The sequence below is a fragment of the Neptunicoccus cionae genome, assembly GCF_002860325.1.
Classification (GTDB): domain Bacteria; phylum Pseudomonadota; class Alphaproteobacteria; order Rhodobacterales; family Rhodobacteraceae; genus Amylibacter; species Amylibacter lutimaris.
Window position 1 is genome coordinate 139,793 of sequence record NZ_PKOJ01000006.1, and the last position, 12,845, is coordinate 152,637.

Consider the following 12,845-nt stretch of genomic DNA (forward strand, 5'->3'; position numbering starts at 1 on the left):
AGGTGTTTAGTAATCCCGCTCGAAAAACACACCAAGCGTGCTCTCGCCATCGCTGCTCACGCTGCCGCGCGCTGTAATGGAAGGGGTCAGATCAATATTCAGCGAGACCGAGCTTCCCGCCTGTCCGGCAGTGATATCGGTGTAAATATTATCAGAAAGATATTTGCCAACCCGTCCACTGGTGTTGCCTTCGTCATCCGTCACAATGTCCAGATCATCCACCCCGAGGCCTCGCCGCAGTTTGGAAACCACGCCTTCGCCCCCTTTTCCGGCAAGGGTTCTGACAGCATTGACCAGTTGCAGCGCCTGAAACGGCGAAAGCTGGGAGATATCCCGGCCAAAGAAGATTTGTGCCAGAACTTCATCTTCCGGTGCCTCCGGATCGGATTCGAACGTCACTTCAGGATCAGAGGCTAGCCCCTGCACGACGATAGAAGCCGTGCCGGTGCTGGTCTCGGTGGTGGCGACAAACCGGATATAGGGATCCAGATCCCCCTGCATCTGAACGCTGCCCTCATCCAGATCAAACCGCTTGGTCAGCAGATCAAGACGCCCGCGGATCAGCTCGAACCGGCCTGCAGAAATTACATTCGCGGTCGTCCCTGTCAGGCGCACGCGCCCGCCCAGTTCCGCATCAAGCCCCCGGCCCCGCACAAATATCTGCGAGGGCGCACGCACCCGAATGTCCAGTCCGAACGCCGCAGAGGACGCCCCCCCTGCACCGTCATCACCGGAGCTGCCACTGCCGGTCAGTCCGGCTTTGGCACGGGTTCTCCGCACGGCGGCACTTTCGCTGACGTGCACGATATCAGGAATAATAGAGAAACCGACCGCGCCGGCGGTTGGTACCTTGATCTGTGTTTCCCCAAGATCAATGCCGCCCGAAATCAAGGCCCCGCCAGCCAGCGGACCGCTGATCTTCAATGCGCCGTTCACCGTGGTACTGTAAAGTTCGGGATCGACAAGCACGATGGATTGCAGTGCGACGGACAGATCGGCCTGTAGATTACCAGTCAGATTAACGCCGCCACTGACGGACATCTGCCCGCCAGAGGAAATTCCGCCAGTGACCGACACTGTTGCGCGCCCGCTGTTCAATCCGATATCGGCGTCGATTCCGGTCAAGGATAATTGCAATTCAGGGGCTGCCAACCGTGCGTTCTGCGCAGTTATCCGGCCCGAAACTGAAGATACATCTGCCGGTCCGCGCACAGTCAGATCAAAACTGGCTTGCCCGTTCAGGCTGCGCGGCGCAATGAAACGGTCCGCAATCGCGAGAGGCAACACACCGCTGCTGGCAAGGTCAAGCGTGCCATCTGTAGCCACATCGCCCTGAACGCGCGCGCGCATCCCTCCCGGCCCTGTGAGGCCCGTGTCCACCTGCCAGACGTCACCTGCCTGGCGGGCCGTACCGGTTGCTGTGACCGGCCCGCTGATCTTTGGCACGATCGGGCTGATGTCCGGCAGGCTTGCCGTGTAGGTCAACATCGGTGTTTCGCCCGTTGCAAGCCCTGCCAGCGTGGCATCAAGGCCGTAAGGTCCGTCAATTTCCGTCTGGATACGCCAGCCCTTGTCCGACTGGGCTGCACGTCCCTCCACCTGCAAGGGGCCGCTATAGGCGGGCACAAGCGGGTTGATGTTTGGAACACTGAACAGGAACTCCACCGCTGCTTGCGGCCCCGTCACCAGCCCCGCAACTTCGGCTTTCGCGCCAATGGGACCGGCAGCTTTCAGATCAACAGTCCAACCCGCTGTATCCAGTTCAGCTGTGCCGTTCACTGTGGCCGGACCGGGCAATCTGGGATCGAACATTCCAGCATCTTCCAGCCGCAACGCATAGGTGAACTTTGCGTCATCCGTCGCCAAGCGCCCGTTGGCCGCAAGCGTCATCTGGTCGTTTTCCAGCTTGGCCTGACGCAACTGCGTACCGGTTTCATCCCGCTTTGCTTCTACCGAAAAGCTGGTTTTGCCGCGCAACAACTTATCCGCCTCGGCCTGATTAATCGCGAGATTGTCCAGTTCTCCGGACAGATCAAGATCAAAGAATCCGCCAAGCGCAGCTGTACCCTTCAGGTTTACCGCTGCCGCCCCGCTTAGATCCTGACCGGCAAGGCCGGAGAACTTTGACAGGTCATCCGCCACAAGCCGCGCATCCAGCATGGTTTCAAAAGCATCTTCCAATGAGTTGACAGTGGCCTCCCCTGTTAACACGGCAGATTGTGTGCGCAGGTTCATCTGTGTCAGTTCCAACGGTTCGCCTTCGGTGTAATTCAGGCTTAGCTGCCCTTTGACAGCGTTCCCCACTGCTTGCGCCAATGCGGGATCGTTAAAATCGAAGTCGCTGGCATCAAGGTTCAGATCAGCAGTGACCTGCCCCAGTGTACCAATGTCATCGCGCAGGATACCCCCTGCTTCAAGATCAAGCGTGCCGATGCGGATACCGTCCCGAACCAATTCGCGGATGCTGAAAACACCGCTCCAGTTACTGCCCGCCGCACGGTCGTACTTCAGGTTCAGCGCCACGCGGTCCACCCGTGTTTCGACACCTGGCACAGGCAGCACGACAGAGCTTTTCCCGGCTAGAACTGCGTCCAGATCGAATTTGGTCGGCCAGTATTCAGGGTTCAACGTGGTTGACCCCTCCAACGACAGCTCGTTTGTTTTAAGGTCCAACTCCGCCAGTTCAAGCGTGCCATCAGGAAGTTGCTGTCCGGCCGCGCGCAGCCGCACGGAGTTGCCAAAAAAGTCATGATACTGCGGCGCAAACAGGGCCGTAATATCGCCGCTGATGTCTGCTTCGAACCCTCTGGTAACTTCAGCCATAGCATCTGCCTCTGCACCCTCTGCACCCTCTGCGAGTGCTGCCTGCTGGCTGGTCAGGCGGATTTCACCGGTCAGACGGTCTGCGCCGTCTGTTGCAATCCGAACGTCTGTTGTCAGATCATCAAGTGTTCCGGCTCCTTGCACTGCCAGTTCAACCGACGGCAATCCTGGCAGGTCGAGAAGTCTCGCCGCAATGCCGCCCTCGCCCTCTTCCAACGCAATATCAAGGGTTATTTCCTGAGTAGCACCTGTGAAACCGGCAACGATCCGAAACGCCCCTTCCTGCCCGTCGATACGTTGAGCCCGCAGCTTCACATCTGCCACATTATCCGCCAATTGGGCAGATGCCTCCAGCGTCAGGGCCATTTCCGTGCCAAGCACCGCGTTGCCCAGAAAAATCTCCTGCGCCCGCAACTCGCCGACACTTACCGAAACCGGCAGTTCCGGCAGGGCAAATGGCTGGGCTTCTGCTTCCGGCAAACCGTTATCCGGAGTAACCGGCAAACGGTCCAACCGGATGACATCAGCGGCCAACAGCTCGATATCCACACTCCCGCGCAACAGGGCGCTGCGGTTCCACTGCATCGTCAGCCCTTCCATCGTCAGCCAGATGCCGGAGTTATCGGCAATGGTGATGGAATCCATTGTCGCCGTACTGCTAAGCGCACCGCGGAATCCGGTAATCGAGACAACACGCCCTTCCCCACCGAGAGAATCCTGCAACAGTTCGGTCAGGAACCCTTTGTCGGATTCTTCCTGCTCAGTCTCTTCCGCAGGTGTTGCGTCAGTCTGCGCCAGAACAGGCACGGCAAGGAGCGTTAACAGGCAGATGAGGAATGTGCGAATGGGGCGCAAGCTCAAAACGATTGTCCTATTCCAATATAAATTTCAACGCCGCTGTTGTCCCCTGGTCCACTGACCGGAACAGCCAGATCCAGACGCAACGGGCCAAGCCCTGTGTTATACCGCAAGCCGATCCCCGCACCCGCGTGCCAGTTCCCCGAAGTTCCGTCAGGAAAGCTTTCCCGTCCGATATATCCGGCATCATAGAACCCGACCGCAGCGATTGTGTCGGTGATCTTGTAGCGGGTTTCAGCCGAAATCCCCATGAACGAGCGGCCGCCGACGGTAACTCCGCCCCCCAGATCCACACCGAGTGACTGGTAGTTTTGACCGCGCACCGTGCCGCCACCACCCGAATAGAAAAGAAAATCACTTGGGGCTCGGGCCAGATTTGGCCCGCTGAGCGAGCTAAGCTGCCCCCGCAGGGCAAAGGTCAGCCGCTCTTCTGCGCCGACCGTCTTGTAGGCACGCATGTCAAGGGTGCCAAGCATACCGCTGTCCGTACCGCGCAACGCATAAAACGGAGTCAGTTCTGCCTTGGCGTAGTAACCCTTCTTTGCATCCAACGGATCATCGCGATAATCAAACGTGGCCGAGGCCGGTGCCATCAACAAGGCGTAGCGTCTTGGACCGAAAGCATCCGTTACATCTGCAAATCGGTACCCGAGTCCGAATGAGTACTCCCGCTTCTCGGACGCGTACCGCGTGATACCCGCACCGAGTTCGAAAGACTTTGTCGTATAGCTTTCCTCGTTCAGACGCTCTGCTTCGCTTTCGATGTAGAAGTCCGTGTCCTCATTAAAGGTTGCCGGCCGGTCAAACCGCAGGGAAACCGTGTAATCGGTGCCGCCGGTTTCACCACCAATGCCCGAAATTTCACCGTCGACACGCAGACGTTCCGCGCCGCCAAGCAAATTGCGGTGTAGCCAGTAACCCGACAGGCCAAGTCCATCGACAGAGGATACTTCAGCCCCGAACCCGAAACGGCGCGGCGGAGATTCCACCAGTTGCGCGGTCACATCAAGGGTATTGTCGGGTCCGATGTTCTCAGCCTCGTTCAGGGCGACGACCCGGAATGCCCCGGTACGCCGGAGCCGTGTGGAAACCAGTTTGAGTTTTTCAGGGGAAAACACATGACCGGAAGGGAAACCGGCAATATCGTGAATACGTTCCGTGCGAACGGCTTCATTTCCGCTGACCAGTAGGCGACCGAATTTCAGTTGCGGTCCGGGAGCAAGCCGGATTCCCGCATCAATTTGCTGCTGTGCATGCCGCGCCGTTACACTTTGGCCGCCAAGCTCGGCTTTGGCATGGCCTACGGCTCTCCAGCCGGTGATGCCCGCATCAACAGTGTCTTGCAATATTCCCACCCTTGCCGGTTCGCCGGTCGCGAACTCCTCCGGCAACTCGCTTCCGGGGGCAACAGGGGCAATGTCGGCGCGACCGAACCTGAACAGCGGGCCGTATTTGACGCGGATTTCCACATTCTCCACGGACTTGGGGGAATAGAACGGAGACAGGCTGCTGGCTTCGCGTCCGTCGATCTTGATCTCGACCACAGGCGCGTAACGGGCTTCACCGTAAAGGGCCGTAACGATACGTTCATAATCGGCGCGGGCAGAGGCGATAATGTCCTGTACCGCCACATTTTCCCGGGATTGAAGTTCAACCAGCAGAGAAGCATTTTGCAGCGTTTCGGCAAGGTCTTCATTCTCTTGACCGACAACTATCCGCAGATCAAAGGCTTGCGCCGAAGCAGACAGCCCTAGCCCCAAACCAAACGCAAAGGCGCTGGCCCATGTGGTTGTCTTAACAAGTTCGCCCAAGGTATGCCCCGTCACTTCAATACTGCCCCTATCTGATCTGTTATCATCGGACGATCCGTCAAGCGGCCCTCCGCCGTGCGCAAGGCACATTGGTGCGAATCTTACAGGACCGATCCGGAATGTTACACCTTATGTTTGGACTTCAAACCATCACCTTGATGTTATCCGGCTTTGGCGAAACGCAAAATTTCACGCACAACGGTGCTCTTATCAACTCTGACGTTACCCGTAGAAATCCGGCCGGTTCACAACCCCGTCCGGTCCCAAAGCCGGTATGCCATGACCGAGGGCGCCAGAAACCACGGGTTTCCCGAATAGAAAGGGCGCGTTGGAAAGGGGATTTTGTTAAAGGCCGTCATACCGCGCGGGTCATCCACGGCCTGTTGCCCTATGCGCATCCCCATATAGCTGGACATGCCAACACCCGAACCGCAATAGCCCATGGCATAGAACAGCCCGTCGTCATGCCCCGCGTGCATAAGGGTATCAAAAGTGTAACCCACCTTGCCGGTCCAGCTGTGGCTGATTTTAGTATCGGCAAGCTCGGGAAAAAGATGCACCATTTCGCGGTGCAGGCGCGGGCCGCTCACCTTCGGGTCGGCCTCTTGCAAGGACACCCGCCCACCAAACAGAATGCGTTTGCGATCAGGGGAGCGGCGATAGTAGTAGACCAGCTTTCGACTGTCACAAATGTTGCGGTCTGTGGGCATCAAGCGGTCGATCAGCGCCTCAGGTAACTCTTCGGTTGCAATAATGTAGGAACCGATCGGGATTACCCTGCGCTGCTGCCACGGCGTTATGCCCCCCGTATACCCGTTGGTGGCAAGAACGACACGTGCAGCCTCAACTGGCCCCTTCAGCGTGGAGAGCAAAAACCCCCCGTTTTGCCGTTTGATCCCTGTCACCGCACAGTGGGAATGAACCTCTGCCCCCGCCGCGCGGGCCACCCCCAGCAGCCCCTTGTGATACAAGGCAGGATGCAGATTGGCATGCCGGGGAAAGACCATGCCGCCGTGATAGGCCTTGGTGCCCAGTTCAGCGGGCATTTCCGCTTCAGGCACTATATAAGCGCCGGAATTCTGATAGCGGCCCGCGGCAACACTGCTAACCATTTTTTTGTAATGGCGGGGGCTATGGGCACCATCGAACCTTCCCGCCACTTTGAAATGGCACTCGATGCCTTCGTCGCGAATGAACTGTTCTACATAATCGCGCGAGGCTTGTCCCTCTTGCACGATACCCTCTGCAATCTCTTGCCCGTAGCGTTTGGTAAGTTCAGCCAGCCCGAACTTCACAGAAGTGGAAATCTGTCCGCCGTTTCGCGTGCTTGCCCCGAACCCGAGCGCTTCGGCCTCCAGCACCACGGTGGAGCGCCCTGCCCGCGCGGATTGGACCGCCGCTTGCAGACCGGTATAGCCAGATCCGATAATCGCGATATCGACCTTCGTGCGGGGTAAATCTCCTTGGGTGCGCTCTGCTATCGGGGCAGCCTCCCACCAGTAGGGTGTCTCTTTGAAATCATCTGTAAACATGGCTACACCGCCTTTTTATTACCGGTCTCAGATATGGTCCTGCAAAATCAGGTCCGCACCTTTTTCCCCGACCATAATAGCAGGTGCGTTGGTATTGCCTGACGTCACAGTGGGAAAAATCGAGGCGTCCACCACCCGCAGCCCTTCGATCCCGTGCAGTTTCAGTCGCGCATCTACCACGTCGGTTTTCGCGTCCGGCCCCATCTTGCAGGTGCCGACAGGATGAAACACCGTGCCGACCTTTTCGCGGATGTATTCAATAAAGGCGGCATCGTCTTGCGCCTGTGGTCCGGGCGCGATTTCAGATTCGATGATTTCCTGAAAAGCGGGCGCGGCAGCCAGCTTGCGCATAAAATGGATGCCTTCCAGCATTTCCTGCATGTCGAGTTCGGTGGACAGATAGTTCGGATGGATTTCAGGGGCTTGCGCCGGATCGGCCGAGCGGATTGCCAGATGCCCGCGACTGGTCGGGTGCATCGGCTGGGTGCCCAGCAGGAAACCGGCGAAGGGATCGGGGTTCATCAGCGGCCGCTTGCCCGGAGGCGCCTTCGTGTAGCTGACCGGCGAAAAAAACACCTGCATGTTGGGACGGTCCAGACTCGGACGGGACCGGATAAACCCGCCCCCCTGATTAACCCCGAGCGATAGCGGACCGCCCCGCGTCAGCACATAGCGCATACCTTGCAGCAGTTTGCCGTGCCATGAATGAAGCTGGTTGTTCAGCGTCGGCACTTTTGAGCGGTAGAGGAAATCAATCCCGAGATGATCTTGCAGGTTCTGCCCCACTCCGCCCACGTCCCTGACCACCTCAATACCTTTGGATTTCAGCAGTTCCGCAGGGCCAACCCCTGAAAGTTGCAGCAGTTGGGGCGAGTTGATCGCGCCTGCCGAAAGGATCACTTCCCGCGCGGCAAAGGCTTGTTTGACCTTTCCGTTCTGGCTGTATTCCACGCCGACAGCGCGGCCGTTCTCAAACAACACCCGCTGCGCCAGCGCACGTTTTTCCACCCGCAGGTTGCGCCGCTTGCGGGCGGGGCGGATGTAGGCTCGCGCCGTGGACATGCGCATCCCGCCGCGCGCAGTGTTCTGATAGGTGCCCAGCCCTTCCTGACTGGCGCCGTTGAAATCGGCGTTACGCGGTATCTGGATCTGTTCGCCGGCTGTGATGTAGTTCTGGCAGATCGGATGCAGAAACCGGTCCATGGTCCCAACATGCAACGGACCGGAATCGCCGCGAAAGTCGCAGCCGCCCCGATCGTTGGTTTCCGCTTTCTTGAAATAGGGCAGCACATCGTCCCAGCCCCAGCCCGGATTGCCCATGTCCTTCCAGCCGTCGAAATCCTGCGCCTGCCCGCGAATATAGACCATCGCGTTAATGGAACTGGACCCGCCCATAACCTTGCCGCGCGGCCAGTAGGACACGCGGTTGTTCAGCTCCGGATTGGGCTCCGTCTCATACATCCAGTTGACGCTGCGCTTATAGAAGGTCTTGCCATAGCCGATGGGCAGCCAGATCCAGAAATTCAGATCACTGCCACCGGCTTCCAGAAGCATCACCTTAAATTTTCCGTTCTCGCTCAGCCGGTTGGCCAGCACGCAGCCCGCAGACCCTGCGCCCACGATGATAAAATCCACCTGTTCCATTCGTGACTTCCCTAACTTCAGGACTTGGGGTCGCGCTGGATCACGACGCTGATCAATGCCAGCAAACCGGACCCGACGATCAGGAAGAATGACACAGCATTCAACACAGGGGTAGAGCCGACTTTGGCCATCCGGTCATACATCGTAATTGTCAGCGGCGATTCCGATCCAACTAGGAACAGTGTGGTGTTGAAATTTTCAAACGATACCAGAAAAGCGACAATCCCTGCCGCTATCATCGCAGGGCGCAGGAAAGGCAGTGTCACAGTGCGCAACACCTGCGCACGGCTCGCCCCTAGGTTCAGGGCCGCTTCCTCAAGTGACGTGTCGAATTTCTTCAAACGTGCCGTGATCACCAGCGAGGTGATGGTGGTCACGAAACTGAACTGGCCAAAGACGACGAGCAGGATTCCGGGCCGCAGGAATTCCAGTTCCAGATTGAACCGGTCCTCCACCCCGTTGGCGATATTGCTGGCCATGACCAGAATGGAAATCCCAAGGATCACGCCCGGAATAACCAGCGGCAGGATCATCAGGATGTAAAAGAAGTTCTTGGCCGGAAAATTTCCCCGAACAAACAGGAACGCATTGGTGGTGCCGACGAACACCGACAGCAGCGATACCATCACGCCGATTACGCCGGAATAATACAGCCCCCGCAAAAGGCGACGGTCGTGGAACATACCGAGTTTGGGCTCGCTGTCATTAAAGAACCAGTCGAGCGTGAACCCCTGCCACGGCAGCGCCGGAAACAGCGAGTCGTTAAACGCAAAGCTGCCTGCCGCCACCAATGGAGCCGCCAGAAAGATAAAGAACGCCGCCATGTAAGCGCGATAGCCCAGCAGGAAGGCCTGATTTTTGGTTGATGATGCCATGTCCGATCCCTCCCCTTCAGCTTTTCGCAACAGTGTTGGCCAGCGTCTGCCCTGTCAGGCGCAAACCGATCCACACAACGATCGAGGTAAAGGCCAGCAGCAAAAAGCCAAAGGCCGCGCCGCTCTCCCAGTTGAAGCGGGTGATGAACTGGTCGTAGATCTGTTCGGTAAACCAGCTTGAATTCTTACCGCCCAACAGGATCGGCGTCAGATAGCTGCCCGCTGTCATCATGAAGACCACGATACAGCCCGACACGATGCCGGGCATGGCATAGGGCACGATGATACGGCGCAGCACGGTGAACCCGTTGCCTCCCAGATTATACCCCGCCTCGATCATGGCGTTGTCCATCCCATCAAGGGTTGAGACAAGCGGCACAATCATGAACAGGATCACGGTATAAACCAGCCCGATAACGACCGTGATGTCATTGTAGAGAAACTCTATCGGCTGGTCGATCAGGCCGATATCCGTCAGAAAACTTGAAATTACGCCGGTTTCCCGCAGCAACAGAATCCAGCCGAAAGCGCGGATCAGATCGCTGACCCACAAAGGGATCAGGCACAACAAAAACAGCGCCCCACGGGACCGTTTGCCTGCGATTTTGGCAATGTAATAGGCGATGGGAAAGCCGATCAGCAGCGCCAGAAACGTTACCAGAATAGACATGGAGCCGGTGCGCAGCAGCGTGTTCCAGTAGATCGGCTCGTTTATGAAATCAATGTAATTGCCAAAACCGAACTCATAGACCCGCGGCGCTACTTTTTCCCGCAAAGACAGCACAACCATCCCCATATGAGGCAGGATAATCAGCAAGGCGATCCACAGCGCGAAGGGTGCGAACAGCAGGATCAGCGAAAGGCGTTTGATGTCAGATTGCATATCGCCCCCTAAACCGCAAAACACATGGTTTGCGCGGCGGACCATTCGAGCGTGACATCATCACCGGCCCGCAAATCCTCTGTCCCGCCGGTGACAACCACATCTGCCTCGATCAGTTCCCCTACAGGGTCGCGCACCAATACGCGGCTGTTGGCACCGTTGAACAGAACGGAATCCACACGGCCCTGCAGCGTGTTTTGCGCGGTACTGCTGCCCTCAGAGGATGTCTTGCGGGCTGTGATAAACTCGGGGCGCACAAAGATCGAAACGTCCTTGCCGGAGCTGATCCCCTGCCCCACGGCCCGCGCACTGGTCATCACCAGCCCTGCCTCGGTTTCCACGCGGTATTCTCCGCCTTCCTGTGCCGTGACCCGACCGGACCAACGGTTGGAATCCCCGACAAAGCCCGCAACAAATGACGTTTGCGGATTGTGATAAAGGTCTTCGGGCCGGCCGATCTGTTCAAAGCGGCCCTCGTTCATAATGGCGACGTGATCGGACATAACCAGCGCTTCGGACTGGTCGTGAGTGATATAGATAAAGGTGGTGTTGAACTGGTGTTGCAGCAGTTTCAGTTCGATTTTCATCGCCTCGCGCAGTTTCAGGTCAAGCGCGCCAAGCGGTTCGTCCAGCAACAGCACATCAGGGTCCATTACCATACAGCGGGCAATCGCGATCCGCTGCTTCTGGCCGCCTGAAAGCTGGTGGATTTCGCGATCTGCCACATCCGGCAGCGCGATCCTTTCAAGCACATCCTTCACCTTGCGGTCGATTTCGGCCTTGTCTGTCCCGATGCAGCGTAATCCGTAGGCGATGTTTTCATATACGTTCATCATCGGAAACAGCGCAAGGTGCTGGAACACCATCTTCACGTTCCGCTTGTTGGGCGGCGTGTTCAGAACCGATTTCCCCTTGATCTGGATATCGCCGGAGGTGGGATCTTCGAAACCTGCAATCATCCGCATCAAGGTCGTCTTGCCACAGCCCGACGGCCCGAGGATCGAAAAGAAAGACCCTTTGGGAATTTTGAACGACACATCATCCACAGCGCGCACAGCCCCGAACGATTTGTGGATATTGCTGCATTCCAGATCGAATGCAGGTTCAAGGGCCGGATCGGTCAGTGTGGCAGTGTTCATTCGGGAATCCGTTTTGTCAGTGTCGTAGGAAAAAGGCGCCTGCTGGCAGATAGAAAAAGGGCGGCGTCATGTTGAACGCCGCCCCATCTGATGGAATCGTTTAGCCGCCTGTGGCCGCTTTGATTTTCTCAAGTGTCTTGCCTTCCATGTCCTCGACACCGGCGGGGATGTTGGCAAAGAACTTCAGATTGGCAATATCTGCGTCGGTAAAGGCCGCTGTCACCGCTTCACGCTTGTCTTCGGGCAGCAGGTCCAGCCCGCCTTTGACAGCGGCAATCGCGCCGGTGCTGCCGGACATGATTGTTACGTTTTCAGGTTCCAGCACAAAGTTGATCCACTTGTAGGCTGCATCATCCGCCTTGCCCTTGCGGGGCAGCGCAAATGTGTCGATCCAGGCCAGCGCACCTGTTTCCGGTGGCACAAACACGATGTCCTTGTTCTGACCATAGAGTTTATAGGCTGTGGAATCCCATGTTTCAGAGGCCACAATCTCACCCGACAGCATCATGGCGGACAGATCGTCGCCGCCCTTCCAATAGGCTTTGATGTTGGATTTACATTCGATCAGTTTTTCGGCCACTTCATCCAGAATCTGCTGGTATTTATCCAGATCGGAATAGGCGGCAAACGGATCGTGCCCCATTGAAAACGCGGTGCCGAGCAGAATGGTCCGCTTCAGACGCATGGAGGTTTTGCCTTCATACTTCGGATCACACAGATCACCCCAGCCCTTGAAATCCGGCGCAACGGATTTGTTCGCCATCAGGCCAGAGGTGCCCCACTGATGCGGAACCGCATAAACTTCACCGTCAATGGTGGTGTTGGCCTTCACACCCTCCAGATGGGAGGTCTCCATAACGGAGGTGTCGATCTTGGACAGATCCAGCGGTTTGTAGATGTCGTATTCCATCTGCGCTGCGTGAATACGGTCGTGGCTTGGCTGTGCAAGGTCAAAGCCCGCGCCGCCGGTGGCCCGCAGCTTGGCGATCATTTCCTCGTTGTTGGAAAAGGTCACTTCCACATCAATATCGGGATAGCGTTCCTCGAATTTTTGCACCAGCTCCTCGGGCGCATAAGACCCCCAAGTCAGCAGACGCAGTGTTTCGGCATGTGCGAAAGAAGCCGTAGACAGCAGCAGCGCCGCCATCAGACCCGTGATTTTTGTTTTATGTTTCATAATGTACTCCCTGAAGTATCAACGCGGCAGCGTCGGGTTCTAGTCAGTCGCACTTGAACCTTAGAAAGGCATTGGACTGCGACTCATATCCATTGCGGAATTC

The 12,845-nt window shown here is 57.2% G+C and carries 8 protein-coding genes; all 8 read right to left on the reverse strand.

Translation table 11 applies throughout. The features are described 5' to 3' along the window. Positions 1-6: 6 nt before the first annotated feature. The gene (locus C0U40_RS14565; protein WP_101656538.1) at positions 7-3,684 is read right to left on the reverse strand and encodes a translocation/assembly module TamB domain-containing protein; all 3,678 of its coding nucleotides are present in this window, start codon (positions 3,682-3,684) and stop codon (positions 7-9) included. Continuing rightward, positions 3,681-5,492 carry an autotransporter assembly complex protein TamA gene (locus C0U40_RS14570; RefSeq protein WP_286135009.1) on the reverse strand — a complete coding sequence of 604 codons (1,812 nt, stop codon included), beginning with the start codon at positions 5,490-5,492 and terminating at the stop codon, positions 3,681-3,683. The genes C0U40_RS14565 and C0U40_RS14570 overlap by 4 nt, the downstream gene beginning before the upstream one ends. A 245-nt stretch (positions 5,493-5,737) precedes the next feature. After that, positions 5,738-7,024, reverse strand: coding sequence for an NAD(P)/FAD-dependent oxidoreductase (locus tag C0U40_RS14575; protein ID WP_101656540.1), 1,287 nt, complete (start codon positions 7,022-7,024; stop codon positions 5,738-5,740). A gap of 27 nt (positions 7,025-7,051) precedes the next feature. After that, complete coding sequence (locus tag C0U40_RS14580; protein ID WP_101656541.1) at positions 7,052-8,668, reverse strand: GMC family oxidoreductase; 1,617 nt, start codon at positions 8,666-8,668, stop codon at positions 7,052-7,054. Positions 8,669-8,685: 17 nt separating this feature from the next. Next, positions 8,686-9,543 (reverse strand): ABC transporter permease, encoded by an 858-nt coding sequence (locus tag C0U40_RS14585; protein ID WP_101656542.1) that lies wholly within the window; start codon positions 9,541-9,543, stop codon positions 8,686-8,688. Positions 9,544-9,559: 16 nt separating this feature from the next. Continuing rightward, on the reverse strand, positions 9,560-10,426 hold the full coding sequence (locus tag C0U40_RS14590) for an ABC transporter permease (protein ID WP_101656662.1): 867 nt from the start codon (positions 10,424-10,426) through the stop codon (positions 9,560-9,562). Positions 10,427-10,434: 8 nt separating this feature from the next. Beyond that, a complete protein-coding gene (locus C0U40_RS14595; RefSeq protein ID WP_101656543.1) occupies positions 10,435-11,565 on the reverse strand; it encodes an ABC transporter ATP-binding protein in 1,131 nt (376 codons plus the stop codon). 100 nt (positions 11,566-11,665) lie between these two features. After that, positions 11,666-12,742 carry an extracellular solute-binding protein gene (locus C0U40_RS14600; protein ID WP_101656544.1) on the reverse strand — a complete coding sequence of 359 codons (1,077 nt, stop codon included), beginning with the start codon at positions 12,740-12,742 and terminating at the stop codon, positions 11,666-11,668. Positions 12,743-12,845 lie beyond the last annotated feature (103 nt).